This is a genomic window from Novosphingobium sp. THN1, assembly GCF_003454795.1.
Taxonomy (GTDB): domain Bacteria; phylum Pseudomonadota; class Alphaproteobacteria; order Sphingomonadales; family Sphingomonadaceae; genus Novosphingobium.
On record NZ_CP028347.1, the window covers coordinates 2,286,493 to 2,311,652 of the forward strand.

Annotated in this window: 23 protein-coding genes and 2 pseudogenes; 17 read left to right on the forward strand and 8 right to left on the reverse strand. The window is 62.6% G+C overall.

Features of this window, described 5'->3' with window-relative positions; translation table 11 throughout:
- Positions 1-20 precede the first annotated feature (20 nt).
- From C7W88_RS11330 to C7W88_RS11345, 4 genes are read left to right on the forward strand one after another with little or no spacing between them, the layout of a single operon-like run.
- Positions 21-545: a MauE/DoxX family redox-associated membrane protein gene (locus tag C7W88_RS11330; RefSeq protein ID WP_255418806.1), complete on the forward strand. Its 525-nt coding sequence runs from the start codon at positions 21-23 to the stop codon at positions 543-545.
- The gene (locus C7W88_RS11335; RefSeq protein ID WP_240344589.1) at positions 545-1,147 is read left to right on the forward strand and encodes a methylamine utilization protein MauD; all 603 of its coding nucleotides are present in this window, start codon (positions 545-547) and stop codon (positions 1,145-1,147) included. The genes C7W88_RS11330 and C7W88_RS11335 overlap by 1 nt, the downstream gene beginning before the upstream one ends.
- 36 nt (positions 1,148-1,183) lie before the next feature.
- Positions 1,184-1,726, forward strand: a complete 543-nt coding sequence (locus C7W88_RS11340; protein WP_118073617.1) for a methylamine dehydrogenase light chain — start codon at positions 1,184-1,186, stop codon at positions 1,724-1,726.
- 59 nt (positions 1,727-1,785) lie between these two features.
- Positions 1,786-2,256, forward strand: a complete 471-nt coding sequence (locus C7W88_RS11345) for a cytochrome C (RefSeq protein ID WP_240344590.1) — start codon at positions 1,786-1,788, stop codon at positions 2,254-2,256.
- Here C7W88_RS11345 and C7W88_RS11350 read toward each other — a convergent pair whose 3' ends face one another.
- Positions 2,257-2,871 (reverse strand): TetR/AcrR family transcriptional regulator, encoded by a 615-nt coding sequence (locus C7W88_RS11350; protein WP_240344592.1) that lies wholly within the window; start codon positions 2,869-2,871, stop codon positions 2,257-2,259.
- 185 nt (positions 2,872-3,056) lie between these two features.
- Between C7W88_RS11350 and C7W88_RS11355 the strand changes: the two genes are divergently transcribed.
- From C7W88_RS11355 to C7W88_RS11380, 6 genes and pseudogenes are all read left to right on the forward strand, one after another.
- A complete protein-coding gene (locus tag C7W88_RS11355) occupies positions 3,057-3,818 on the forward strand; it encodes an SDR family NAD(P)-dependent oxidoreductase (RefSeq protein ID WP_118073619.1) in 762 nt (253 codons plus the stop codon).
- Positions 3,819-3,857: 39 nt separating this feature from the next.
- Entirely contained in the window at positions 3,858-5,051 is a 1,194-nt protein-coding gene (locus tag C7W88_RS11360; RefSeq protein ID WP_118073620.1) for an acyl-CoA dehydrogenase family protein, read from the forward strand.
- On the forward strand, positions 5,051-6,118 hold the full coding sequence (locus C7W88_RS11365; protein WP_118073621.1) for a phosphotransferase: 1,068 nt from the start codon (positions 5,051-5,053) through the stop codon (positions 6,116-6,118). The genes C7W88_RS11360 and C7W88_RS11365 overlap by 1 nt, the downstream gene beginning before the upstream one ends.
- A 430-nt stretch (positions 6,119-6,548) precedes the next feature.
- The gene (locus C7W88_RS11370; RefSeq protein ID WP_118073622.1) at positions 6,549-6,749 is read left to right on the forward strand and encodes a hypothetical protein; all 201 of its coding nucleotides are present in this window, start codon (positions 6,549-6,551) and stop codon (positions 6,747-6,749) included.
- Between the two features lie 320 nt (positions 6,750-7,069).
- Positions 7,070-7,255: a YezD family protein gene (locus C7W88_RS11375; protein ID WP_118073623.1), complete on the forward strand. Its 186-nt coding sequence runs from the start codon at positions 7,070-7,072 to the stop codon at positions 7,253-7,255.
- Positions 7,256-7,349: 94 nt separating this feature from the next.
- Positions 7,350-9,763: pseudogene (locus tag C7W88_RS11380) on the forward strand (TonB-dependent receptor).
- A gap of 72 nt (positions 9,764-9,835) precedes the next feature.
- Here the strand turns inward: C7W88_RS11380 and C7W88_RS11385 are convergent.
- Positions 9,836-10,669 carry a TIGR00266 family protein gene (locus tag C7W88_RS11385; RefSeq protein ID WP_118073624.1) on the reverse strand — a complete coding sequence of 278 codons (834 nt, stop codon included), beginning with the start codon at positions 10,667-10,669 and terminating at the stop codon, positions 9,836-9,838.
- Between the two features lie 120 nt (positions 10,670-10,789).
- Here C7W88_RS11385 and C7W88_RS11390 point away from each other — a divergent pair, with 120 nt between their 5' ends.
- The gene (locus C7W88_RS11390; RefSeq protein WP_118073625.1) at positions 10,790-12,058 is read left to right on the forward strand and encodes a YceI family protein; all 1,269 of its coding nucleotides are present in this window, start codon (positions 10,790-10,792) and stop codon (positions 12,056-12,058) included.
- On the opposite strand, the gene C7W88_RS11395 is transcribed toward C7W88_RS11390, so the two are convergent.
- The 5 genes from C7W88_RS11395 to C7W88_RS11415 all read right to left on the reverse strand — a co-directional run bounded on the left by C7W88_RS11395 (position 12,033) and on the right by C7W88_RS11415 (position 17,170).
- Positions 12,033-12,749: a TetR/AcrR family transcriptional regulator gene (locus C7W88_RS11395; protein ID WP_118073626.1), complete on the reverse strand. Its 717-nt coding sequence runs from the start codon at positions 12,747-12,749 to the stop codon at positions 12,033-12,035. The genes C7W88_RS11390 and C7W88_RS11395 overlap by 26 nt on opposite strands.
- Complete coding sequence (locus C7W88_RS22670; protein ID WP_162896010.1) at positions 12,697-12,888, reverse strand: hypothetical protein; 192 nt, start codon at positions 12,886-12,888, stop codon at positions 12,697-12,699. Before C7W88_RS22670 ends, C7W88_RS11395 begins: the two co-directional genes overlap by 53 nt.
- Before the next feature lie 84 nt (positions 12,889-12,972).
- A complete protein-coding gene (locus C7W88_RS11405) occupies positions 12,973-14,430 on the reverse strand; it encodes an efflux transporter outer membrane subunit (protein WP_118073628.1) in 1,458 nt (485 codons plus the stop codon).
- Entirely contained in the window at positions 14,430-15,986 is a 1,557-nt protein-coding gene (locus tag C7W88_RS11410) for a DHA2 family efflux MFS transporter permease subunit (RefSeq protein WP_118074724.1), read from the reverse strand. The genes C7W88_RS11405 and C7W88_RS11410 overlap by 1 nt, the downstream gene beginning before the upstream one ends.
- Before the next feature lie 29 nt (positions 15,987-16,015).
- The gene (locus C7W88_RS11415; RefSeq protein ID WP_240344593.1) at positions 16,016-17,170 is read right to left on the reverse strand and encodes an HlyD family secretion protein; all 1,155 of its coding nucleotides are present in this window, start codon (positions 17,168-17,170) and stop codon (positions 16,016-16,018) included.
- A 331-nt stretch (positions 17,171-17,501) separates the two neighbouring features.
- Here C7W88_RS11415 and ahpC point away from each other — a divergent pair, with 331 nt between their 5' ends.
- The 4 genes and pseudogenes from ahpC (at position 17,502) to C7W88_RS11435 (ending at position 23,443) form a co-directional block, all read left to right on the forward strand.
- Positions 17,502-18,065 (forward strand): alkyl hydroperoxide reductase subunit C, encoded by a 564-nt coding sequence (gene ahpC, locus C7W88_RS11420; protein WP_118073629.1) that lies wholly within the window; start codon positions 17,502-17,504, stop codon positions 18,063-18,065.
- Between the two features lie 174 nt (positions 18,066-18,239).
- A pseudogene (gene ahpF / locus C7W88_RS11425) lies at positions 18,240-19,798 on the forward strand (alkyl hydroperoxide reductase subunit F).
- A 172-nt stretch (positions 19,799-19,970) separates the two neighbouring features.
- Positions 19,971-21,902, forward strand: a complete 1,932-nt coding sequence (locus C7W88_RS11430; protein ID WP_240344594.1) for a glycoside hydrolase family 3 protein — start codon at positions 19,971-19,973, stop codon at positions 21,900-21,902.
- Positions 21,903-21,976: 74 nt separating this feature from the next.
- Positions 21,977-23,443, forward strand: a complete 1,467-nt coding sequence (locus C7W88_RS11435; protein ID WP_118073630.1) for an ATP-binding protein — start codon at positions 21,977-21,979, stop codon at positions 23,441-23,443.
- Between the two features lie 7 nt (positions 23,444-23,450).
- Here C7W88_RS11435 and C7W88_RS11440 read toward each other — a convergent pair whose 3' ends face one another.
- Positions 23,451-23,987, reverse strand: a complete 537-nt coding sequence (locus C7W88_RS11440; protein WP_118073631.1) for a DUF3237 domain-containing protein — start codon at positions 23,985-23,987, stop codon at positions 23,451-23,453.
- Between the two features lie 215 nt (positions 23,988-24,202).
- On the opposite strand from C7W88_RS11440, the gene C7W88_RS11445 reads away from it, so the two are divergent.
- Complete coding sequence (locus C7W88_RS11445; protein ID WP_118073632.1) at positions 24,203-24,682, forward strand: MarR family winged helix-turn-helix transcriptional regulator; 480 nt, start codon at positions 24,203-24,205, stop codon at positions 24,680-24,682.
- A gap of 63 nt (positions 24,683-24,745) precedes the next feature.
- Positions 24,746-25,123 (forward strand): cytochrome c family protein, encoded by a 378-nt coding sequence (locus tag C7W88_RS11450; protein WP_118074727.1) that lies wholly within the window; start codon positions 24,746-24,748, stop codon positions 25,121-25,123.
- Positions 25,124-25,160 lie beyond the last annotated feature (37 nt).

Genomic DNA, 25,160 nt, shown 5'->3' on the forward strand with positions numbered 1-25,160 from the left:
CCTTGAGCATGACTGCGGCAATGGGGATCGCGGGCAAGGCCGGCGCGATCGGCGTTGGCGCGGTGTTCGTCGGCGCGGGGATTGAGAAGTTGCGGAGCCGGCGGGTCTTTCCCGGTGTCGTCGCCAACTATCGTTTGCTGCCTGAGGCATTGGTCCCCGCGGTCGCGGCGACGCTGCCGGTTGCCGAAGTGGCGGTTGGGCTTGCGCTGATCGGCGGCGTTCGCTTTGCCGCTGTGCCCGCCGGTCTTTTGCTGCTGGTCTTTGCGGCGGCCATGGCGATCAACATTGGCAGGGGTCGTTCCAAAATTGATTGCGGTTGCGGCCGGTCGGAACTGCGCCAGCCCCTTAGCCGTGCGCTCGTGATGCGGAACATCGTGCTGGCTGGGCTGCTGGTGCCTGCACTGCTGCCGCAGCCGCCGTTCGCTTCGGCGCAATGGCTGATCGGACTCGCGGCCGGTGCAGCGCTTTATCTTCTGACCCTTCTGGCCAGCGCACTGGCGGCGCTGGCGCAAGGGCCTCTCGCCATGGAAAGGAATTCGCGATGATGACGGCACTGATCGTTGGACAGGTCCTGTCATGGCTGGTGATCATCGCCTTGGTGGTGGCACTGCTGGCGCTGGCGCGGCAAGTGGGTGTGCTGCACATGCGGGTGGCTCCGGCGGGCGCCTTGCAGACGAGTGGCGGGCCGGCAGTCGGGGGCAAGGCTCCGGCGGTTCCGGCTCATACGCTTGAAGGCAAGGACGTGATCGTCGGCGGGCCTGCCAAGGATGTGCCGTTGCGACTGCTGATGTTCGTTTCAGCAACGTGCCCGCTGTGCAAGGGCCTGATCCCGGCGGCACGCTCCTTTGCCAAGGACGAGCGGGTGGAACTGACCTTCGTCGGCGACGATGACGCGCAGGTGCAGCGCGGACTGATCGCGGCGCAGGGGCTGGAAAACTACCGTTTCATCAACGGTCCCGAGGTGGGGCAGGCGTTCGAAGTGGGCAAGCTGCCGTACGCGGTGCTTTTGGATGCGGAAGGGACGATCCTTTCCAAGGGGCTGGTCAACAGTCGCGAACATCTCGAGAGCCTGGTGGTGGCGCACGAAATGGGGATTGCCACAGTGCAGGATTACATCGGCAAGCTGAAGACTGTTGCCGCAGCTTGACGGCGCGGGCGCATCAAGGATCATAGGGGGCATTCGATGAAGCGTTTCAATCCCGATGCGATGGGCGAGAAGCTGTTGCGGCGCTTTGCCGGTGGAACCTCGCGTCGTGGCATGCTTGCGCGGATGGGGGCGGCGCTGGTGGCGGCGCCGGTCTTCCCGCTGCTGCCGGTGAGCCGTGCCGAAGCGGCCAAGCCTGACCGGTCGCCCGAGGCCAAGACGGCCTTTGCCCGCAGCGCGCAGACGACCGACCAGACCAAGTGCAACTACTGGCGCTATTGTGCGATCGATGGCGCGTTGTGCACCTGCTGCGGTGGCGGCATCCACACTTGCCCGGCAGGCGCAGAGCCTTCGCCGGTTTCATGGGTGGGATCTTGCATCAATCCCGATGACGGCAAGGCCTACATGATCGCCTACCGCGACTGCTGCGGGAAGCCTGCCTGTGGCCAGTGCAATTGCGACAATACCGACCGCGAGACGCAGCTCTACCTGCCGCAACTCAACAACAACGTGATCTGGTGCTTCGGTACGAGCAGCATGGAGTACCACTGCTCTACCGCGATGATGATCGGCGCGGCCTGAGGCGGACGGCGATGCGCGTGTTGGCCCTTGCCGGAGTTGTCGCAGCGTTGGCGAGTGCGATGCCAGCCGTATCCGCGGGCGATCCACGCGCCGAGACGGTCGCGAACGGTCTGGCGGCGATCGGCGATCCGGAACTGGCCAAGGCGGATTACGTCGAACATTGCGCGGGATGTCATGGGGTGCAGGGCCTTTCTGCGCCAGCCAAGTTGCCGGAGTTGCGTGGGCGCGTTGGCTACATGATGTGCACGGCCGACACGCGCGCCTATCTGTTGCGGCTGCCCAATATCGCCAAGAGCCGGATCAGCGACAATCAGCAACTCGCGGACATGCTCAACTTCATGGTCTTCGGCCTTGGCGGGACGAGCGTGTTGCCGGGCACCAAGCCGTTTACTGCCGCGGAAGTCGGCTACGAGCGCCGGTTTGCCTTGACCTCGGCCTCGCTGGTGCGCGAGCGAAAGCGGCACGTCGAGACGGCAATCGCCAAGTGTGGTGCGCCCGCTTCGTTCCGCAGCTTCTACGGCGGCAGCTGATCAGCGCGGGGCGAGGCCTGCGGTCAGGAAATCGACCAGCTTCTTCGCGATATCACGCTCTGACAGTTGGCCATCAGGACGATGCCAGCGCGAGGGGCCGTTCAATGCGCTGGCCAATGTGAGTGCAGCCAGTTTCGGCTCGCACGGCGAAACCGAACCATCGGCGATCCCTTCGGCCACCAGTTCACGCAAAGTCGCATCGATCCGACGCTTGCGCAGGCGGATGGACTCCCGGGCGTCTGGTGACAGTGCCTCGTTGGCGGTCAGGATGTTGCACCGCCCGAAGTCGTTCATGTTGATTTCGGCGTAGTCGGTCAGGAAGGCGCGGAGGCGGTCGAGGCCGCGTCCGTGATGAACGCGCGCCTCGTCTGCTGCAGCCAGCAACTGGTTCATGCCGATGGTGAGACATTCTACCAGCACCTGCTCCTTGTTGCCAAGGTAGTGATAGATCGTCGGCTTGGAGATGCCGAGGCTCGCTGCGACGTCGTCGAGCGAGGTCTGGTGGTAGCCTCGGGCGTTGAACATCCGCACCGCGGCCTCGAGCACGGCCATGCGCTTGGCTTCGCGCTCCTCGCTGCGTTCGGCGGCGGTCTTGAAGGGAGATCGTGCGGCCAAGAGCGGTACCCTGCGTGTTCTGCCAGTTGGAAATTGCGCCAAGTCGGCGCTTCTGTCGCGCGCAGGGTAGGGCAATGCGGCGATTGACTCCATACCCTTTGGAACAATACTTACTCGTGAGTAGATATTGTTCTGGTCGGTTCTGACTTGTGACAGAACTGATTGAAGGAAGGGATGCATAGGCTATGGAAATCAAGGGGCTGGCAGCAATCGTGACGGGTGGCGCCTCTGGTCTGGGTGGGGCAACAGCGGCTCGACTCGCTGAACTGGGTGCCAAGGTTGCGATATTCGATCTGAACGAGGATCTGGGCCGCGCCCATGCAGAGGCCATCGGCGGCACGTTCTTCAAGGTCGACGTCACCGATGAGGATGCAGTGGACAACGCCATCCTCGAGGCCGAGGCGATGAACGGCAAGGCTCGGATCCTGGTGAATTGCGCCGGGATCGGGCCGCCCGCGAAGGTCATCGGGCGCGATGGCAAGGCGATCCCACTCAAGGATTTTTCCAAGATCATCCAGATCAACCTGATCGGCACCTTCAACGTGCTGTCGAAGTTTGCGGCCCGCATTTTCGATGCCGAGCAGGTTGGCGAAGAGCGCGGCGTGATCGTCAACACCGCCAGCGTTGCTGCGTTCGAAGGACAGATCGGGCAGGCGGCCTATGCGGCATCCAAGGGTGGTGTCGTCGGCATGGCGCTGCCGATTGCGCGCGAATTTGCCCGCTATGGCATCCGCGTGAATACCATCGCCCCGGGCCTGTTCCTGACGCCGCTGCTGCAATCGCTGCCGCAGGAAGCGCAGGACTCGCTTGGGAGCCAAGTCCCGTTCCCGAGCCGTCTCGGCAAGCCTGAAGAATACGCGCGCATGGTCGAGAGCATCGTGACCAACCCGATGCTCAACGCCGAAGTTATCCGCCTGGACGGCGCGATCCGCATGGCGCCGCGCTGAGAACTGTCAACCGATCCCGCGATTGAGGAGTAAAGCAGAATGGCAATTGGCATCGGCATGGACGCCGCATTGGAAATCGCGGATCGGGTGGAGCGGTTCGTTCGCGAGGAAGTGATCCCGTATGAAAGCGATCCGCGCCGTGACGATCACGGCGCGCCGCTTGACGAGATGGTCATGGAAATGCGCGAGAAGGCGCGCGCGGCGGGCGTGCTGACGCCGCACATCCTGGCCGATGGGCGCCACCTCAGCCAGCGCGAGACGGCGGTCGTGCTGATCCGCTCAGGGCTTTCGCCGCTGGGGATGCTGGCGGTAAACACGCAGGCACCGGACGAGGGCAACATGTACCTGCTCGGCAAGGTTGGCAGCCCTGAATTGAAGGAGCGCTTCCTCAAGCCGCTGGTTTCGGGCGAGGCGCGTTCGGCGTTCTTCATGACCGAGCCTGCCGAGACCGGCGGGGCGGGCTCGGACCCGTCGATGATGCAGACGACCTGCCGCCGCGATGGCAATCACTGGGTAATCAACGGCCGCAAGGCGTTCATCACCGGCGCCAAGGGCGCCAAGGTCGGCATCGTCATGGCCAAGGACGAGGAGGGCGGCGCATGCATGTTCCTCGTCGACCTGCCGGACCCGGCGATCGAGATCGTGCGCGTGCCCAATACCATCGACAGCAACATGCCGGGCGGCCATGCGGTGATCGATATCAAGGACCTTCGCGTGTCGGCGGACCAGATGCTGGGCGAGCCGGGCGAGGGCTTCAAGTATGCGCAGGTGCGCCTGAGCCCGGCGCGGCTTTCGCACTGCATGCGTTGGCTGGGTGGGTGCATCCGCGCGCAGGAGATCGCCTCGGACTACGCCAACCGTCGCATGGCGTTCGGCAAGCAACTGATCGATCACGAAGGCGTCGGCTTCATGCTGGCCGAGAACATGATCGACCTGAAGCAGGCTGAACTGATGATCGACTGGTGCGCAGGCGTGCTCGATACCGGCTCGCTCGGTACTGTCGAAAGCTCGATGGCCAAGGTTGCAGTGTCCGAGGCGTTGATGCGCGTGGCGGACAAGTGCGTGCAGGTGATGGGCGGAACGGGCGTGACGACCGATACGATCGTCGAGCAGATGTTCCGCGAAGTGCGAGCGTTCCGCATCTATGACGGCCCGACAGAGGTCCACAAGTGGAGCCTTGCCAAGAAGATCCGCCGCGATTGGCGTCATGCGCAGGCAGGAGCGGCGCACTGATGAGCGGCACGGCGCAGGAGGCAAACGCGGGCACCACCCCGGTACGCGAGGGCTATCGCTTCGACGAGGCGGCGCTTGCACAGTGGATGGAAGCCAATGTCGAGGGGTTCTCTGGGCCTCTCGAGGTGGAGCAGTTCAAGGGCGGGCAATCGAACCCGACCTACAAGCTGATCACGCCCGGCCGCGCCTATGTCCTGCGCCGGAAGCCACCTGGACCAGTGTTGAAAGGGGCGCACGCGGTCGAGCGGGAGGCGAAGGTGCTCTCGGCGCTCGGGTCTGTCGGCTTTCCGGTGGCGCACGTCCATGGGTTGTGCACCGATGAAAGCGTCATCGGCAGCTGGTTCTACGTGATGGAGATGGTCGAGGGCCGCATCTTCTGGGACGCGACTTTTCCTGACGTTTCCCGCGAGGCGCGTCCGGCCTATTTCGACGCTATGAACGCAACGATCGCGCAGTTGCACTCGATCGATCACGAAGCGGTGGGGCTGGGTGACTATGGCAAACCCGGCAACTACTTCGCGCGGCAGGTCGGCCGCTGGTCGAAGCAGTACCTCGAGGACGAACTTGCCGGCCGCGATCCGAACATGGATGCGCTGGTCGAGTGGTTGCCGACCGCCATTCCCGAAGGCGACGAGACAAGTGTCGTTCACGGCGACTTTCGCTGCGACAACATGATCTTTCACCCCACAGAGCCCCGCGTGATTGCCGTGCTCGACTGGGAGCTTTCGACGTTGGGGCATCCGCTGGCCGACTTTGCCTATCACGCGATGATGTACCACATGCCGCCGAACATCGTGGCCGGGCTGGAAGGGGTGGATCTGACTGCGTTGAATATCCCCAGCGAGGCCGAATACGTCGCTGCCTATTGCCGTCGGACAGGGCGAGACTCGATTGCCTCGTGGGATTTCTACGTGGCCTTCAACTATTTCCGGCTCGCCGCGATCTTCCATGGCATCAAGGGGCGCTACCTTCGGGGCACTGCCTCATCGGCGCATGCCAGGGACCGCGCAGAGGCATTTCCCGTTCTTGCGCGGCTGGCGAGGGAGGCCATGGCGCGCTGTCAGTAAGTGATTGGTTCGAATCCGAACCTTAACAGTTCTTGGTGATTTGCCAGCCGCGACGATTTTTGTGTCTGCCGAACGCGCGTTGCGTTTCGTCGTTTTGGCGAGGGAACTTGCCGCCGATTCGGCGACGGTAGGATACCGCGAGGCAGGCTCAAAAGTGCGCAGGCACTGGACTTGGCGATACTGCCAAAGTGGATGCGATTGATTCTGTCGGCGCCAGTGCGCGGGCATGCTGCAGCGCGAAGGCGTGGCCTGACTAACTGTCAGAGAGGTAAGTAAATCTCCGCGGCAAGCGTCTGCATCTGTCTCCACCCTGGTTTCCGGTTGTTCATTTCCGGTGCAATCTTCCCTTTCTGCGGGCGAATTCGCGGTTAGGAGTTGCCTGACAACAGGGTCCGTCAGGTTGTGCGGGGCAACAGGAACAGTCTACGCCATGCAAGTAGCAGCCAAGCCACTAGTCGAAGTCTTCGAAGCCTTGTCGACTGCGCTCGACGAACTCGACACCCACGGTGAAGCCATGGCCGCGCTCCATCTCGCCATGGCAGTGGAATGCCTCGCCCACAGGCTGGAGGACGACGTTCCGCAGGCTCCGCTGAAGCCCCGACCTGTTCTTCGCCTCATCAAGAACGACTGAGCCACCAAGGGCGCGTTGTCGAACAACGGTTGAACCTCGCCGCGAACTGTCGCGCGCTCGCGCCAATTCGTCGCAACTGCATTGTCTATCTTTACGATAGAGATAATTGGTCCTGACGGCGCCAATTGCGCAACAGCCTCCTGCATCGACAAAAGGAAAGCTTTGCGCCGCAACAGACGAAGTTTAATGTCTACTAAAAAACTTGAGTATAGAAGCTGGGCAACGGCGGCGAGTCGCCGGACACTGCGCAAGAAAGGGGTATTGCAATCATGCGAGCACAATCGACGGGCACCCTTCGCGCCAACAGGATCGAACGGGGAATGACCGAACCGACCAAATCAGGGGCTGGCAATCAGGGTGAATCCGAAAGCCATCTCGAGGAAAGCATTGCCAGCGTGCGCGAAGCCCTGACCGGGCTGCGTTATGGGGCCGTGCAACTGACCGTCCACGAAGGACGTGTCGTCCAGATCGACGTGACCGAGAAGCGACGGCTCAAGCCGAACTGATCGCCCCGCGCATCCAATACCAAAAACACACAGAACTACCGCACCGCTGACCGGACAACCGGAAGCATCGTTCGGGAACACATGAGGTCCTACGATGAATTTCCGCGTCCTTCTCGCGGGTGGCGTTGCGCCGCTCGCCCTGGCTTCGCACGGCGTCTACGCTGCCGAAGCGCCTGCCACCACCACCGCTGCAGTGCCCGCGCCCGAGGACGCCCAGACGACTTCCGTCGGAACGGGGGCCAGTGACAGCGGCGAGATCGTCGTCACAGCGCGTCGGCGCCAAGAAACGGCGCAGGACGTCCCGTTGGCGATCTCCGTCGTCGGCGGCGAGCATATCGACAATACCGGCGCCTTTAACGTCGGCCGTTTGCAGCAGTTGACGCCAACGCTGCAGTTCTACTCCTCGAACCCGCGCAACACCGCGGTGAACATTCGCGGCCTTGGCGCGCCGTTCGGCCTGACCAACGATGGCATCGAGCAGGGCGTCGGCATCTACATCGACGACGTCTATAACGCGCGCGTTGCCTCGGCGACGTTCGATTTTCTCGACGTGAAGCAGATCGAGGTCCTGCGCGGGCCGCAGGGCACGCTTTATGGCAAGAACACGACTGCCGGTGCGATCAACATCACCACCAACCAGCCGACCTTCGACTTCGAAGGCAAGGCCGAAGTCAGCATCGGCAACCTGAACTTCGTGCAGGCAAAGGCTGCCGTCTCTGGGCCAGTCACGGATACGCTGGCGGCGCGCCTGGCGGTGTCATCGACCAACCGCCGCGGCACGATCTATAATGTGACCTCCAAGCAGTGGATACAGGGGCAGGACAACCTTGGTCTTCGGGGCCAGTTGCTGTTCAAGCCTACCGAAGCGCTGAGCATCACGCTTGCCGGTGATTACAGCGAACAGGACGCCGCCTGCTGCGGTTCGGTCTATGTCCGGACAGGGACGACGCAGCGTGCTGCCAACCGCCAGTTTGCAGCGCTTGCGGCGGCACAGGGCTACACCGTGCCAAGCACCAATCCCTATGACCGGTTGACCGATCTGGACGCCACACTGCAGGCCGGCAACAAGATCGGCGGCGTGTCGCTCAAGGCCAAGTGGGACATCGGGCCGGGCACGCTGACCTCGGTCACGGCGTGGCGCTTCTGGGACTGGAAGCCACAGAACGACCGTGATTTTACCGGCCTGCCGATTGTAACCAAGTCGCAGAACCCTTCGCAGCAGGACCAGTACACGCAGGAATTGCGCTACAACTACAGCTCCGACCGCCTCGATTTCGTGCTTGGTGCCTTCGGGTTCTACCAGCGTATCGACACGCAGGGCACAGAGCAGCATGGCAGCGCATCGACGAAATGGAACCTTGCGCCGAGCAATGCCCTCTACAACTCGGACGTGCTGAACGGGCTGACCGCGCTCAACACGCAGTATCTCAAGAATACCAGCGTGGCGGTTTACGGGCAGGCGAGCTGGAAGGTGACGCCCGAGCTGACGCTGCAGCCGGGCGTGCGCGTGAATTACGACAAAAAGGACGGCTTCTACCAGCGGCGGGTGTTCACGGCCTCGGGCAGCGAAATCCTGATCGACGGCACGACCACTCCGGTGAAGACGGCGCAGCTAGGCATCTTCACCCCCAGACGATCTCGCCCAAGTTCAGCGACTGGAACTTCAGTTACGACTTCACCGCCAGCTACAAGGTTGCGCCGGGCATCCTGTTCTACGCGACTTATGCCAAGACCTTCAAATCGGGCGGCATCAACCAGAACGGCGTGCCGACGGATGCGGCAAACAACCCGATTCTGGGCGCGGCCACGGTCAAGCCGGAATCGGTGCAGCACTACGAAGCGGGTCTCAAGACCGAGTTCTGGGACCGTCGTGCGATCCTCAACCTCTCGGCCTACCGCACGGACATCAAGGACTATCAGGCCAACGTCAACAACGGCCAGTTCGGGGTTCTGCGCGGCTATCTCGCCAATGCCGGTGCGGTGCGCTCGCAGGGTATCGAGGCCGACTTCTCAGTCCGGCCGAGCGAGCGCTTCAATGCCTACGTCAATGGGGCCTACACCGACGCCACGTACCGCAAGTTCGTCGATGCGCCGTGCCCGCCGGAGCTCTCGGGCGGCGCCACCAGCCCAGCCAATTGCGACATCTCCGGTCAGCGCCTGCCCGGCGTGTCGAAGTGGTCGCTGTCGTTCGGGCTCGAAGCCAATGCACCGGTCACCTTCCTCGAGGAGAATGGGCAGGTCTACTTCGGCTATGACGGGAGCTACCGGTCGAACTTCTCGTCGAACCCGACGCCTTCGATCTACACCTGGGTCGATGGCTATTCGCTGTCGAATTTCCGCGCCGGTTTCCGCACCGACAGCGGCTTCGACATTTATGGCTGGGTACGCAATGCGTTCGATCAGAACTATATCGACCAGCTCTTCGTCGGCCCCGGCAATACCGGCTTGATCGCGGGCCTTCCGGGTGATCCGCGCACTTGGGGCGTCACCTTGCGCAAGAGCTTCTGAGGCTGAACCACCCCGCAGCGCATGCGGTACTCAAAGGCCGGTGGAGCGATCCACCGGCCTCTTTTCGTATCCTCAGTTGTTGCCGCCGATGAAATCACCCAGTTCGCCCAGGATCGAGCCTTCGCCGCGGTTCTGGCCGCCGCGGGAGCCGGCGGCGGCAAGCATCCGTCCGGCAAGCCGGGAGAAGGGCAGGGACTGGATCCAGACCTTGCCGGGACCGCGCAGGCGCGCGAAGAACAGTCCTTCGCCGCCGAACAGGACGGACTTCACGCCGCCTGCAGTTACCAGGTCGAAGTCAATGCCCGGCGTGTAAGCGGCAAGGCAGCCGGTATCGACGTGGAGTTCTTCGCCAGGGCGCAGTTCCTTTTCCACCAGCGTGCCGCCCATCTGGACGAAGACCCAGCCGTCGCCATCAAGCTTCTGCATGATGAAGCCTTCGCCGCCGAACAGGCCGGTCATCACGCGGCGTTGGAAGGCAACGCCGATCGAAACACCGCGCGCGGCGGCGAGGAAGCTGTCCTTCTGGCAAATCAGCGTGCCGCCCACGTCCGACAGCTTGATCGGCAGGATGGCGCCCGGCGTGGGCGAGGCGAAAGCAACGCGGGCCTTGCCGTGGCCGTTGTGGGTGAACACTGTCGTGAACAGGCTCTCTCCTGTGACCAGTCGCTTGCCCGCACCGAGCAGCTTGCCCATGAAGCCGCCCTGCTGATCGGCGCTGCCATCGCCGAAAACGGTGGTCATTCCGACTGAGCCGTCCTTCCAGACGAGGGCACCAGCTTCGGCGACAGCGCTTTCGCCGGGATCGAGTTCGATCTCGAGGAACTGCAATTCCTGCCCCTTGATTTCGAAATCGATGTCGTCGGCAATGCTTGCGCTGCGGTGATGGGCCCACGGACTATTGGACATTGAGGTCTCCCAAGGATTGGTGTGCGCAGATGTAGCAATCCACTACGCCGATACGAGGGGGCATATCATGTCTTCGTCGGCGCTGTTATGACGCTTGTCGGATCGAGGGGTATTTTCACTATGACGACGCTGCGGCCCGAACGGTATTCTGCGCTTGCCATCATCCTGCACTGGGCGATCGCCCTGTTGCTGCTGTTCCAGATTGGGCTTGGCTGGGCCTTGGAGGACTTGCCCAAGGGCGCGGTGCAGTTTTCAGGATACCAGTTCCACAAGTCGGTCGGCATCGCGATCCTGTTGTTGAGCCTTTTGCGGCTGGTGGTGCGACTGTTCAAGGCGCGTCCTGCGCCGGTACAGGATGGCAGGGCGCAGATGTTGGTCGCGTCCGTCGTGCACGTCCTGCTTTATGCAGTAATGATCGTTGGGCCGCTGACCGGGTGGATCATCGTTTCGACGGCCAAGGTGCGGTTGCAGACGATGCTGTTCGGCAAGGTGCCTTGGCCGGACCTTCCCGTCGGACAGGCATGGCATGAACCTGCCGAAGTGCTGCACGGTGCCTTGGGCACGGTCGGCATGGCGCTGATCGTGCTGCACGTAGCCGGCGCGTTTTACCACCACTTCAAGCGCGAGGACGTGATTGGCCGGATGCTGCCGGCGGCGATCCGCTCGCACGGCGCGATAGGCGCCGCCGGATTTGCAGCAATCGCGCTTGGTGCCGGAGCGCTGATCTGCGGCCTGTTCCTGTCGTTTTCGGGTAACAAGTCTCCGGCTGCTGCTTCGCCGAGCGAAATAGCGTCCGAGACTGCTGCAGAGGTTCCGGGCGAAGATCCATCGGCGCCGGCGAGTTCAGAACCCGCCGTTGCCGAGAGCGCGGCAGCGACAGCCGCCAAGGCCAATCCGTGGAAACTGGAGAAGGGCGGGCGCCTGGGCTTTGCCGCAGAATACAGCGGCGAGGCGATCAACGGATCGTTCTCGCGCTGGGATGCGACGATCATCTTCGATCCCGAGGACCTGCCGGGATCATCGATCCGGGCGACGATCGACCTTGCCTCGGTCGATAGCGGCGATAGCCAGCGCGACGATATGCTGCGCAGTGACAGCTTCTTCGGCGTTGGTGCACACCCCACGGCGCAGTTCATTTCCACGAACATTCGGGAGATGGGCGAAGGCCGCTATGTCGCCAATGGAACGCTTTCGCTGCATGGACAACGCAAGCCGTTGGCGCTGAGGTTCGCCCTCAACATCATTGGGGACAAGGCAACCGCCACCGGCAATGCGACCTTGCAGCGTCTGTCCTTTGGCGTCGGTGAATCCGAATGGTCTGCGACGGATCAGTTGAAGGATGCGGTAAGTGTCAGCTTCAACATCAAGGCGACGCGGCAGGCCCCGTGATGGCACCAGTGTGGCGCAGACCGGCGAAGAAGAACTCGGAATAGGCGCGCGCCCACTCCTCGTTGGCGCGGTCGTCGATTTCCTTGATTGAGCCCGTGAAACGGGCGTGGCCGAGCAGACCCTCCAACCAGAAGCGAGCAGCCAGTCCGGGATCGGCTAGTTCGAGGTTTTGCACGTGCGCAGCTTCGCGGATTTCTTCCGAGATGCTGACAAGGGCATCGGCATACATCGCCTGGCGGTAGTTCACTTCTTCATTGCCGAATTCCTGGTCGCACCAGTCGACCAGTCGCTCCATCATCCGGCCTTCCGCCGAATGGAGCACGCGCATTATCGCGGCGGCGCGAATGCAGAACGCGTCGACGACGGGCAGGCCAGCGCCCAGCTTCATGATCTCGAGCCGACGCTCGATGGTCTTGTGAGCCAGCAGCGCTTCGAGAAATTCGCGTTTGCCGGCAAAGCGTGTGTAAATCGTGGCCTTGCCGATATGCGCATGACGCGCGACGCGATCAAAGGTGAAGGCTTCGAAGCCATGGTCCCGCAGGACCTCCCAACCGGCTTCAAGAATTCGCGCAGGAAGACGTTGCGCTTCCTCCAGCGACGGACGACCGCGCTTTGTGGCGGTCCTACTACCCGAAAGATCAGTGGACGGTGAGTTGCTGTTCTGCGAAGGCGGCGAGGGCGGCAGTGTCATGCGGTTGATCCCGCTCGCACAGCCGTTCGGCCATAGCTTCGGCGATCCGGTTGTGAACCGGGCAGGACATCTCCAGTCCTTCGCGATAGGCCTGCCAGAAGCGGAGGCCCGCATCGGTAATCCAGCGCATCTTTCCCACTTTCTCGCCTTTGCGGCGTATCTGGTGGATAAAGTGCCTCAGCCATGGCTGGAGTCAATATACTATAAAATGGGCGAATCCGTTTCATTTATCCGCTCCTGACCCTGCTGAACCGGCGGTCCAGCCAAGCCCAAGCGCCTTCTCTACCGCGATAAATCCGGTCGTCAGTTCGGCGCGAGCGGCGGCAGCGGACATTGCCAACTGCAACGCCTGCCGCTCTGCATCAAGACGGTCGGGCCTGCCAATGGTCCCGGCCTGCAAGCGTTGCTGCTGCAGTTCAACGTTCTTGCGCGCCCGACCTTCCGCATCAAGCGCCTTGCCGAAAGCGACGCGCTGTGCGCCAAAGCGCGCAAGCGAACCTTCGGCATCCTGAAGCGCCGTCAGCACTGTTCTGCGGTAATTCGCTTCGGCTTCAGCATAGGCGCCTTTGGCTGCTTCAACCTGGCGGTTGGCGCGCCCGCCATCGAAGAGGTTCCACTTGATCTGGGGCAGGGCGATGCCGACGATGTTGGCGGGGTCGAAGATGTCGCCGATGTTCTGGCCGCCAAGACCCAGCAGCCCGAGGAACGAGATCTTCGGGAACTTGTCGGCAATCTTCACGCCAACATCGGCATTGGCGGCCGCCAACTGGCGCTCGGCCATGCGAATGTCGGGGCGGCTGCGCAACAGGCTGGCGGGGTCACCAATGGCCACTTCGGCAGGAGGCAGCGGCACCGCGGCCGGAGTTCCCAGCAGGGTGTCGAGCGTACCGGGCTCCTTGCCGGTAAGCACTGCAATCTGGTCCATCAGAACGGCAATCTCGGCGCGGGACTTGGCAACGTCAGCCTCGCTGGCGAAAGCTTGCGCTTCTGCAGCGTTGACGGGCTGTTGCGGGATCGTCCCGGCGGCAAAGCGCTGTTGCGCCAAGGAGACCAATTCCCGGTCTATGCCCACCTGCCGGTCTTGCAGCGCCAGCATCGACTGCCGCGCCCGCAGGCCGACATAGGCACGCGCAATTTCGGCCGAGAGGGTTACGCGGGCATCGGCAGCACCTGCTTCAGCGGCTTCTGCACGCGCCGAGGCAGCCTCCACCTTGCGCCTGGTGCCGCCGAACAGGTCTATTTCCCACGAGGCGTCAAAGCCGAGATTATAGGCGTTGATCTCGTCTCGCCCGCCGCCGTTTCCGGCAATGTTGCCCGGAACGTTGAGATAGGGAGCGGCAAAGGACGTGTTCACCGTCGGCAGCGCAGCTGTGCGGTTGGCAGCAAGAGCTGCCCTCGATTGGGCGATGCGGGCATTCGCCGCGGCGATGCCGGGACTGTCTTCAAGAGCCGAGGCGACCAACTGGTTCAGAACGGGGTCGCCCAGGCTCTCCCACCACCGCGACGAAGGCGTGGCCTGCGGCATGGCCTCTCCGGCACGGACGAACGTGCCGCGCGAGGCCGCTGCCGGAGCGACTTCTGGAGCACCTTTGTAGTCGGGACCTACGGTCGCACAGCCAGCGAGCAACGCCGCAAGGATCGTGGCGCTGCCGATGCGGCGATAGGAAAGCGAGGCAGTCATCAGTGTCCGGCCTTTGCGTGGTAGCCCTTGGGAAGCGGGCGCAGAAGAAGAACGAGCGGGGAAACGAGCAGGATGCCCAGCGTCAGGGCCATGAAATCATCGTTGAAAGCCATGACCAGTGAATCGCGCAGGATCATGCCGTCGAGCGACCGGAACGCCGCCGCCATTCCGTCGGGGCCGCCGCCATAGCTCATCGCCTGCTGGCTGACCCAGTCCTGGACGTTGAGGTTGTTCGCGCCGAGGGCGCTGTGCAGCGTCCAGCGATGGAACTCCCAGCGCTGATCCTGCAACGTGGCGAGGAGGGCGAGCCCGACCGAACCACCGAGGTTGCGCGCTGCGTTGAACAGGCCCGCTGCGTCACCGGCGTCTTCACGCGCCACGGAACTGATCGCCGCCTGATTGAGGAACATCATGCAGAACACGGTGCCAAGGCCACGCATCAGCTGCGTCTCGACGAAATCGCCCCCGCGCGATTGCGCGGTTAGCGTCACGTCGAGGTAACAGGACATCGCCAGCAGAGCGACCCCGGTTCCGACGATCACTCGCAGATCGACGCGGGAAATCAGGATCGGAAACAGCGGCATCATCAGCATCGCCGGGATGCCGGATATGAAAACGATGCGTCCTGCCTGCATGGCGTTGTAATCGGCAATCGCGGCAAGGAACTGCGGGATGACGTAGGCGGTGCCGAACATCACCGCACCGAGTACGAACGCCAGCACGAATACCGCGGCGAAGGATCGCTTGCGCAGCAGGGCCAGCTTGATGACCGGGCGCTTTGCCTTGAACTGGCCGATGGCGATGAAGATGAAGCCGAGCAGCGTGACTGCGCTCAGTTTCCAGATCAGGGCGGATTCGAACCACTGCTCGCGATGGCCTTCCTCGAGCACCACCGTGATGCCGCCCAGACCAAGGATCAGGCCAATCACGCCGAACCAGTCGGCGTTGACGAGTTCGCCCAATTGCATCTTGCCCTTTGGCAGACCGACCAGCAGCAGGGTGATCAGGATCAGGCTGATCGGCACGTTGACGAAGAAGGCATAGTGCCAACTGAACGTCTCGGTCAGCCAGCCACCCACCAGGGGCCCGAGAACCGGGCCCATGATGACGGTCAGGCCGAACAGGGCCGTGCCCACCGGTTGCTGGTTGGGTGGCAGGCGCGTGGCAATGATGGTCAGGGCGGTCGGGATCATCGCACCCGCAGTGAAGCCTTGTCCGACACGACCAAGGATCATCATGGTGAGCGAAGACGAAAGTCCGCACATCACTGAAAAGCCCGTGAACAGGATCGCCGCGATCAGCAGGAAGCGGCGCAGGCCAAATACACGCTCAAGCCAACCCGTAAGTGGAATGATGATGATTTCTGCCACGAGATAAGCGGTGGCGATCCAGGTGCCTTCGCTCGACGAAGCGCCGATCTCACCCTGAATCGTGGGCAGGGAGGCGTTGACGATGGAGATGTCGAGCGTTGCCATCAGCGAGCCGATGGCGCCTGCGGCCACCGCCAACCAAGCCGTGATGTCGGCCTTTTCGCCGCTGGCGGCGGGCGGCGGCATTGCCGCCTCATCGATGGTTGCCGACTGGCTCACTTCGACGCGGCCCGATCCTGTTCGTTGCGGATCGTCTCGATTGCCGACTTTGCCGAACGGGTGTCGACTTCGACCGAGAGCGAAAGGCCAGGGACCAGCACTTTGCGTGATTCAGGACCGGCGTTGATGCGGATGCGCACTGGCACGCGCTGGACGATCTTGGTGAAGTTGCCAGTCGCGTTCTGCGGCGGGATCAGTGAGAAATTGGCGCCAGTGCCGGGCGTGATGCTCTCAACCGTGCCATGGAAATCGACATCGGGGAGGGCATCGACGTGGACCGTGACGGGCTGTCCCGGACGCATCAGGCCGATCTGCGTTTCCTTGAAATTGGCTTCGACGTAGATCGCCTCGGTCGGCACGATCGTCATCAGGCGCTGGCCAGGTTGCACGAACTGGCCGATGCGCACGGTGGAGTTGCCGATCTTGCCACCGATCGGGGCGACAATGCGGGTCGTCGCCAGATCAGTGCTGGCAGCCTCGCGCTGGGCTTGCGCTGCCTTGATCTGCGCTGCGCTCTGCCCGGCCTGGGCACGCGCGCTGGTAACGCGATCATTCGCGGCCGAAAGCCCGGCCTGTTTTGCTGCAACGTCTGCCGCCGCCTTGTCCCGGTTGGCAATGAGCTGGTCGAACGCCTGCTTTGGTTCTGCTCCGCTCGCAACAAGCGGCCGCATCCGGGCAACTTCGCCGTTCAGGTAAGCGAGTTCGCGCTGGGACGCCTGCAGCGCGGCGCGGGCCTGGCCTACTGCGGACTGTGCTTCCTGGATGGCAGCGACAGAGGCTGTTTCGGTAGCGCGGGCGACGTCTACCTGCGCGCTGCTCTGTGCAAGACGGGTGTTGTAATCGGTCGGATCGATCTGGACCAGCAACGTGCCTTGTTCGACCGCCTGATTGTCGCTCACTGCAACGCGGCGCACGTAACCGCCGAGCTTGGAGCTGATCGTGACGCCGTCGGCTTTCACGTAGGCGTCTTCCGTATCCTGCATGAACTTGCCGACAGTCTCGTAATCGTAGAGCGCGTAAGCCCCATAGAGCGCACCGACAACCAGCGCGCCGACCGCGACTCGGCCAATGAATTTCTTGCGGCCAGAGCTGCTTTCCGAAGTTGAAGCGGTGGGGCTGGTATCGGTGGAGACGGCCATTGAGAAATCCATCCAGGAAATTGAACGAAATCGTTCCGTTGCGAATTGCCACTTGGTTCAGTCGCGGAAGGATTTCAAGTGCGGAAATTGCGGCACATAGTGCAAAAACTGCATCCGGCTGCGGCAACGCCGCTGAGACTCAAGCGTTCCTAGGCATTCGGCGGACCTTGCACTTTGGGTCAGATATTGCCGAGAGATCTCGAAACTACCGTCAAAGCCCGGCCATTGATCGACGCAATAAATCAAACAGGGCGAATTTGCTCATTGGAAAAATCCAGAGCCATGCCCTACCTCGCCATTCGTATCCCGGTTCACCAATCCACAACGAGAAGGATTTGAGTCTATGTCGATCGTCGGAACCAAGCTGAAGCCGTTCCAGGCAACCGCTTTCCACCAGGGCAAGTTCGTCGACGTCAGCGATGCGGACGTGCTCGGCAAGTGGGGCGTGTTCTTTTTCTACCCGGCCGACTTCACCTTCGTCTGCCCGACCGAACTGGAAGACCTCGCCGACATCTATGGCGAACTCCAGGGCCTCGGCGTCGAAGTCTACTCGGTCTCGACCGACACGCACTTCAGCCACAAGGCATGGCATGAAACCTCGCCGGCCGTCGGCAAGATCAACTACTTCATGCTGGGCGACCAGAACCACACGATCTCGAACAACTTCGGCATCCTGCGCGAAGGCGTCGGTCTTGCTGACCGCGGCACTTTCGTGACCGATCCGGACGGCACGATCCAGCTGGTCGAGATCACCCCAGAGGGCGTGGGCCGCAACGCTGCGGAACTGCTGCGCAAGATCAAGGCTGCCAAGTACTGGCGTGAGAACCCCGGCCAGGTCTGCCCGGCCAAGTGGGAAGAAGGCGCCGAAACGCTGGCTCCCTCGATCGACCTCGTCGGCAAGATCTGATTGTTCTGGCAGGGCGTTCGCCGCGTGGGGTTGAACGTCCTGCCATAGCCACCGGACGGGCCGTGCCGCTTCTGGGCGGTCCGCCGGTTCCACGATCCCGATCAAATTCGAATTGATCTCCCGTGCGCCGACCATTCGGTGACGCGCGGTCAGTATTGTCCAAAGGAAATGACCATGCCCGTTCTTGACGCCGCCACCACTGCCCAGCTCAAGGCCTATCTCGGCAACCTGCGCCGTCCGATCGAGCTGGTCGCCACCCTTGACGACAGCGCCAAGTCTGCCGAGCTGCGCAGCCTTGTCGAGGAAATCGCCGCGCAGTCGGACAAGGTCGCCGCACGCTTTGATGGGACTGACGAGCGGGTGCCCAGCTTCGCCATCCGGGCAGACGAGGGCAGGGCGGAAGCCGTCTTCGCTGGCCTGCCGATGGGCCATGAATTCACCTCGCTGATCCTCGCGCTACTCCATGTTGGCGGGCACCCGCCGAAGGAAGACGCCGAGCTTCTCGACCAGGTGCGCGAGCTTGACGGTCCGCTGCACTTCGAGACGTTCTTCTCGCTGACCTGCCAGAACTGCCCTGACGTGGTGCAGGCCCTCAACATCATGGCGGCACTCAATCCCAACGTGACTCACGTCGCCATCGACGGGGCGCTGTTCAAGGAGGAAGTCGAGCGTCGCCAGATCATGGCCGTGCCGACCGTTTTCCTGAACGGCCAACCGTTCGGTTCAGGCCGCATGGACCTTGCACAGATCGTCGCCAAGCTCGATACTAATGCTTCTGCCCGCGCCGCCGAGAAGATTGCCGCCAAGGAGCCGTTCGACGTGCTCGTCGTCGGCGGTGGTCCGGCTGGCGCTGCTGCTGCGATCTATGCCGCACGCAAGGGCATCCGGACCGGCGTCGTCGCGGAGCGCTTCGGTGGGCAGGTGCTCGACACCATGGGTATCGAGAACTTCATCTCGGTCCAGCACACCGAAGGGCCGAAGCTTGCCGCCCAGCTGGAAAGCCACGTCAAGGAATATGAAGTCGACGTGATGAACCTGCAAAAGGCGACGGCGCTGGTTCCCGGCACCGAGGGCGGGCTGCATGAGGTCAAGCTGGAGAACGGCGCCAGCCTCAAAGCCAAGACGTTGATCCTCTCCACCGGCGCGCGCTGGCGGCAGATGGGCGTTCCCGGCGAGGACGAGTACCGCAACAAGGGCGTGGCCTATTGCCCGCACTGCGATGGTCCGCTGTTCAAGGGCAAGCGCACGGCGGTGATCGGGGGGGCAACTCGGGCGTCGAAGCGGCGATCGACCTTGCCGGCATCGTTGCCCACGTCACGCTGATCGAGTTTGACAGCCAGCTTCGTGCCGACGCCGTACTGCAGTCCAAGCTGCGGTCGCTGCCCAACGTGACGATCGTGACATCAGCGCTGACCACCGAGGTACTGGGAGACGGCGCAAAGGTCACCGGATTGGTCTACCAAGACCGTAGGAGCGAGGCAATGCACACGGTCGAACTCGAAGGCATCTTCGTGCAGATAGGTCTCGTGCCCAATACGGAATGGATCAAGGGCGCAATCGATCTTTCGGCGCGCGGTGAAATCGAAGTCGATGCCCGTGGTGCAACCAACGTTCCCGGGATTTTCGCAGCGGGTGACGCTACCACCGTTCCCTACAAGCAGATCATCATCGCCATGGGCGAAGGTTCCAAAGCTGCGCTTTCTGCTTTCGACTACATGATCCGACAGGGGTAAGCATAACCCTCGGTTACCGAAGGGCTTTCCCCTTTTTGCCCGACGGGTCGCAGAGGCGGCGGCGCAAGTGATTGCGTCGCCGCTTTTTCTGTCTGTGGGGCGTTGTCTGATGTGCATCGCTTCCCTAACGTGTATGTGTCTTGCGCTGTCAATGTGCGGGTGGGAGAGTTTGATGTCGCGTTCGTTCACGTCACTTCGTGTAGGTTCAGCAATCTTGCCAGCCCTTGTGGCGGCCATGCTGGTCCACCAGCCAGCCCGCGCGGGCGAGACCTATCGCGATCTCAATCACAACGGTCGACAGGACGTCTACGAGAACCCGGCAGCCCCCACGGCTCGTCGCGTTGACGATCTGCTGCGGCAGATGACCCTGGAAGAGAAGGTTGCCCTCATGCTCCATGGCACGCTGGCTGCCGAGAAGGGGTCCGGGATCGGGGTAGGGACGGCGTACGACAAGTCGGCAGCGCAAGCGCAGCTTGCTCGAGGCGTGAACAGTGCGATCACCCGCCTGTCGCCCGATGCCAGATCCTTTGCTGAAGAGAACAATGCCATCCAGCGCCTCGCCGAGGCAACGCGGCTCGGCATCCCTGTCACGATCAGCACCGATCCACGCAACCACTTCCAGGTGACAGTTGGCGTCAGTTCGGCGTCCGGTGGGTTTTCGCAATGGCCAGAGACGCTAGGGATGGCTGCAATCGGCGACGAGAAACTGGTCGAGCGATTTGGCCGGCTCGTTGCCGCCGAGTACCGGGCAGTCGGCATTCACATGGCCTTGAGTCCGCAGGCCGATCTCTACACTGAGCCGCGCTGGCCACGCGGCGTGGCAACCTTTGGCTCTGACGCTGCGACGGTTTCCCGCCTTGCCGGCGCCTATGTGCGCGGTTTTCAGGGTAGCCCCAAGGGACTTGTCCGCTCTGGCGTCGCCACTGTGGTCAAGCACTGGGTCGGCTATGGCGCTGAGCCGGAAGGCTTCGACGGGCACAATTACTATGGCCGCATCGCCCGCCTTGATAACGAAAGCTTTTCCCAGCACGTGGCCGCATTCGACGGTGCGTTGGCCGCAAACTCCGCGGGCGTCATGCCGACTTACGTGATCGCCAACGGTGTCAGCATCGGCGGCAAGCCTTTGCCCCAGGTCGGCGCTGGCTTCAGCAAACCGCTGATCGAAGGTCTTCTGCGCAAGACAAAGAACTTCGGTGGTATCGTGATTTCCGACTGGGGGATCACCAACACCTGTATGGAACCTTGCAAGTCGCCAACTGCGGAAAAGCCGCAAGGCTACAATATCGCGATGCCCTGGGGAGTTGAGGATCTTTCCGAGGAAGACCGCTATGCGTTGGGCGCCAATGCCGGGATCGACCAGTTCGGCGGCGTCGACAATCCAGCGCCGCTGCTTGCCGCAGTGAAGCACGGCAAGGTCAGCCTTGCCCGCGTCGACGAAGCAGCGCGGCGCGTGCTAAAGCTCAAGTTCGAACTTGGCCTGTTTGACAACCCTTACGTCGATGTTGGGCAAGCCGGGAAGGTTGTCGGAGATCCGACGACACAGGCCGAAGCTGACAAGGCGCAGCGTGCCGCGCAGGTCCTGCTTGAAAACCGGAATGCATTGCTTCCCCTGGCGCCGGGGCGCAAGGTCTGGCTGTCTGGCGTTAACGCCGAGGCGGCGCGCGCTGGCGGGCTGACGGTTGTCGATACGCTCGATCAGGCCGACGTCGCGCTGGTCCGTGTCGCTACGCCGTTCGAAGTGCTTCACCCCAACCACTTCTTCGGTTCGCGCCAGCATGAGGGCAGGCTCGATTTCCGTGCTGACGATGAAGCAACGAAACTGGTTGAGAAAGCGTCCGCCAAAGTGCCCACGATCGTGGCGGTGGACCTGGATCGCCCTGCCGTACTGACTGCATTCAAGGACAAGGCCGCGGCGATCTACGGGTTGTTTGGAGCCAGTGATGCCGTGCTCGTCGATCTCGTGACCGGCAAGGCGAAGTCGCAGGGGCGCCTGCCGTTCGAACTGCCATCATCGGCAAAGGCGGTCGAAGAGCAGCATCCGGGACGGCCCGACGACAGTGTCGCGCCGCTTTACAAGCGCGGCGATGGCATCGTCCTGCCGTAAAAGGCGCTGAAGGCGGGGGAAATCACAAGGTCACGGCCTTGCCGACTCTCCCTGCCTTCGCCAGAGCGACAGGCGTGAGCGCATCAATCGTCATCGGCGCCGACCGGTCCGGCGCGTCTGTCAGGATCGACGTCGAGGAACTTCTTGCCACCCGCCTGCTCGTGCAGGGCAACAGCGGGTCGGGCAAGTCGCATCTGCTGCGCCGGTTGCTGGAAGAGAGCGCGAGCATCGTCCAGCAGGTAGTGATCGACCCGGAGGGCGATTTCGTTACGCTGGCTGAACCCTTCGGCCACGTCGTCGTTGATGGATCGGCCTATGATGGCCCGGAAATCGCAAAGCTTGCCGCACGCATTCGCAAGCACCGCGCCTCGGTGATTCTCGCGCTCGACGGGTTGGAACTCGAAGCGCAGATGCGGTGTGCAGCCGTTTTCCTGAACACCCTGTTCGATGCCCCGCGCGACGAGTGGTACCCGGCGCTGGTGGTGGTCGACGAGGCGCAGATGTTCGCGCCGGCCGCCGCGGGTGATGTGACCGACGAAGTACGCCGCCTCAGCCTCTCGGCAATGACCAACCTGATGTGCCGGGGGCGCAAGCGCGGGCTGGCGGGTGTTATCGCCACCCAGCGCCTCGCCAAGCTGGCCAAGAACGTTGCCGCCGAAGCATCGAACTTCCTGATGGGGCGCACTTTCCTCGATATCGACATGGCGCGTGCGGCCGACCTCCTCGGCATGGAGCGGCGCGAGGCCGAAAAGATCCGCGACCTGGAGCGCGGGCACTTCCTCGGCCTTGGCCCTGCGATTGCCCGGCGACCGGTCAGCGTGCGCATTGCCGATGTCCAGACCCGCGCGCGCAACGTGGTGCAGGGCCTGATGCCGCTCCCCAACGCAGCTGGCGCGGAGATGGAATCGATCCTGCTGTCCGAGCCGCTGGCGATGGAATCGCCGCCTCGTGCTCCCGAACCGGATGCGCCGCCGCCGGAAAGCGGCGAGTTGCTCGAGCAGATCGAAGGGTACGTGCCGGCCGCCGAGCAGGTCGAGCCACCTGAAACGCCCAGCCTGTTCGAGGCGGAGGAAACCGCGGCGAGCATCGCCTCGATCCTGGCGGAGATGGCGACGGAGCCCGACTGCACATTCCAGCCTGCGTCGCAGCTTTATCAGGACTTCACCGTCCGCTGCCGGATGTTGCGCATTCTGCCTGGCATGGACCTCGGTGCGTTCCGCCGCCGTTTCGCCATGGCGGTTGCCGGCATCCATGACGACAAGGCCGCGCAGTGGCAGGATCTTCTGCGCATAGGCAAGGACGTGCCTGACGATCTGCTCGCGCCGTTCCTGACACTCGCACGCGCGGCCGTTGAAGGTGCACCATGCCCGGATGACGAGCGTCTCGCCGAAATCTACGGCACGCGCTCATCAGGCCGCATTCGCCGTCTGCTGGAGCATCTCGAGAAGGGTAACCTCATCGTGGTCCGAACCGACTATGGCGGCAGGCGCTCGGTGGGCATCCCGGCGCTCGGCAAGACCACGGCACCAGTCGAGGCCTGAGACTGCCTTACTCCACCGTGTAGAAGTCGATCACCACGCCATCAGGCTTTCGGATGCCGCGCGCTACGAAGACCTTGCGCCGCAACCAGTCATACGCTCCGGGCTTGACCGAGAAGCGCGGCGTCGTGCGGAAGTAGTAGGCGGATGGGTCTACCGCTTCGCCTTTGGCGAGCTTCTCGATCACCTCGGGCGTGGCCGTGCGAACTCCGGGGTTGGTCACTTCGATCACGGTCCCATCGGCAGCCTTCAGGAAGTAGCGTGCTTCGATCGAGGTCAGTCCGCCGGGCAGGATCGCCTGCCAATCGCCGCCGCCCGGGAGCACTTCCCCGCTCAGCGCCGGGCCGCTGACCGTGCCGCCGGTTATGGCAATGAAGCGCTTGCGGGCCGTGTCCACCTCGCCCTGCTCCACGGGAGGCGCGAGTGTTGCGGTTACGGTAAAGGCATAAGTCAGTGAAGGTGCAGGTGCGCTAGGGCCGCTTTGCCCGAATGCCACCGAGGTCGACAGCGCTGCCACGATAACTGCCAAATAGACCTTGCCCGACATAGACGCTCTCCCAATGTTGCGGCCCAAGTGGTCAATTCTGGAGGATATGTCGAGGGCGCAGCGGCGTCTCCACGTGCTCGGGACGCTTTGTGGCTGCAAAAAGGCTTTGCAGAATTAGTATGCTTTACTAATGGACGGAACCGACCGCCGCGCGATACCGCCAGCATTTCAAGCAGACCATAAGCGGGTGCGTGCAAGCGTGAGAAGGGAAATCAGTGGCAACGGCAGAGATCAGCAGACAATCGGTCGTACCCGATCTTGATCTCGATGATCTGGATTCCGTGCTCGGCCTGCATATCGGCACGGTCAACACACTGTTCGTGACGCGCCTCGAGAAGCGTCTCGATCCCATGAGCGTGACCCCCAAGCAGGTTGCCATTCTCTGGCTGGTGAACGCCAATCCGGGCGTGAAGCAAACCGACCTTTCCAAGTTCTTCCAGATCGAGCGGCCGACAGTCCACCAGTTCGTCCGTCAGCTGATCAAGAACAACTTTGTGGTGAATGAGCCTTCGAAGCTCGATCGTCGTGCCGGCGGCTTGTGGCTTACAGACGAAGGGCGCGAGGTCTTGTCGCGCGCCCGTCAGGCGATTGCCGAACATGAGACGGAATTGACTTCGGCCCTGACGGGGAAGGAAAAGTCCGAACTGTTCCGCATCCTCATGAAGCTTTATCTTTCGGCGCCAGCCAAGGATTGACCGTTCAGCAGCGGGACATACCTTGTCAGGCATAATGCCATGATGACCAAAGGATTCCGCTTCATGAAGCCAGTCGCCCTTATCGCCGCCGCTACGCTGGCCGTCGCCGGCAGTGCGATGGCCCAACAGGCATCGGGCGATCCGGTGAGGGGCAAGTCCGTGTATGCCCGTTGCGCCGCCTGTCACGACCTGAACACTGGCGCGACGCGTCTTGGCCCGTCGCTCAAGGGCGTGGTGGGCCGCACGTCTGGCACAATGCCGAATTTCAACTATTCCGAAGCGCTCAAGGACAAGGCGGTTGTCTGGAATGCGCAGACTCTGGACGCTTTTCTTGGTGGTCCGGCGAAGTTTGCACCCGGCAATCGCATGGCTTTTCCTCCGCTGGCCAACCCGCAGGACCGTGCCGATCTGATTGCATTCCTGGAGCAGTCAGCACGCTAATTGACGGCCTGGATAGCAACGAGCCTCGCACTCGCCG

What these genes read in the sequence shown, in the direction of transcription:
- C7W88_RS11330 (WP_255418806.1), top strand. Translation starts at nt 21, where the DNA reads ATGGGGATCGCGGGCAAGGCCGGCGCGATCGGCGTTGGCGCGGTGTTC.
- C7W88_RS11335 (WP_240344589.1), top strand. Translation starts at nt 545, where the DNA reads ATGACGGCACTGATCGTTGGACAGGTCCTGTCATGGCTGGTGATCATC.
- C7W88_RS11340 (WP_118073617.1), top strand. Translation starts at nt 1,184, where the DNA reads ATGAAGCGTTTCAATCCCGATGCGATGGGCGAGAAGCTGTTGCGGCGC.
- C7W88_RS11345 (WP_240344590.1), top strand. Translation starts at nt 1,786, where the DNA reads ATGCCAGCCGTATCCGCGGGCGATCCACGCGCCGAGACGGTCGCGAAC.
- C7W88_RS11355 (WP_118073619.1), top strand. Translation starts at nt 3,057, where the DNA reads ATGGAAATCAAGGGGCTGGCAGCAATCGTGACGGGTGGCGCCTCTGGT.
- C7W88_RS11360 (WP_118073620.1), top strand. Translation starts at nt 3,858, where the DNA reads ATGGCAATTGGCATCGGCATGGACGCCGCATTGGAAATCGCGGATCGG.
- C7W88_RS11365 (WP_118073621.1), top strand. Translation starts at nt 5,051, where the DNA reads ATGAGCGGCACGGCGCAGGAGGCAAACGCGGGCACCACCCCGGTACGC.
- C7W88_RS11370 (WP_118073622.1), top strand. Translation starts at nt 6,549, where the DNA reads ATGCAAGTAGCAGCCAAGCCACTAGTCGAAGTCTTCGAAGCCTTGTCG.
- C7W88_RS11375 (WP_118073623.1), top strand. Translation starts at nt 7,070, where the DNA reads ATGACCGAACCGACCAAATCAGGGGCTGGCAATCAGGGTGAATCCGAA.
- C7W88_RS11385 (WP_118073624.1), bottom strand. Translation starts at nt 10,669, where the DNA reads ATGTCCAATAGTCCGTGGGCCCATCACCGCAGCGCAAGCATTGCCGAC.
- C7W88_RS11390 (WP_118073625.1), top strand. Translation starts at nt 10,790, where the DNA reads ATGACGACGCTGCGGCCCGAACGGTATTCTGCGCTTGCCATCATCCTG.
- C7W88_RS11395 (WP_118073626.1), bottom strand. Translation starts at nt 12,749, where the DNA reads ATGACACTGCCGCCCTCGCCGCCTTCGCAGAACAGCAACTCACCGTCC.
- C7W88_RS11405 (WP_118073628.1), bottom strand. Translation starts at nt 14,430, where the DNA reads ATGACTGCCTCGCTTTCCTATCGCCGCATCGGCAGCGCCACGATCCTT.
- C7W88_RS11410 (WP_118074724.1), bottom strand. Translation starts at nt 15,986, where the DNA reads ATGCCGCCGCCCGCCGCCAGCGGCGAAAAGGCCGACATCACGGCTTGG.
- C7W88_RS11415 (WP_240344593.1), bottom strand. Translation starts at nt 17,170, where the DNA reads ATGGATTTCTCAATGGCCGTCTCCACCGATACCAGCCCCACCGCTTCA.
- ahpC (WP_118073629.1), top strand. Translation starts at nt 17,502, where the DNA reads ATGTCGATCGTCGGAACCAAGCTGAAGCCGTTCCAGGCAACCGCTTTC.
- C7W88_RS11430 (WP_240344594.1), top strand. Translation starts at nt 19,971, where the DNA reads ATGTCGCGTTCGTTCACGTCACTTCGTGTAGGTTCAGCAATCTTGCCA.
- C7W88_RS11440 (WP_118073631.1), bottom strand. Translation starts at nt 23,987, where the DNA reads ATGTCGGGCAAGGTCTATTTGGCAGTTATCGTGGCAGCGCTGTCGACC.
- C7W88_RS11450 (WP_118074727.1), top strand. Translation starts at nt 24,746, where the DNA reads ATGAAGCCAGTCGCCCTTATCGCCGCCGCTACGCTGGCCGTCGCCGGC.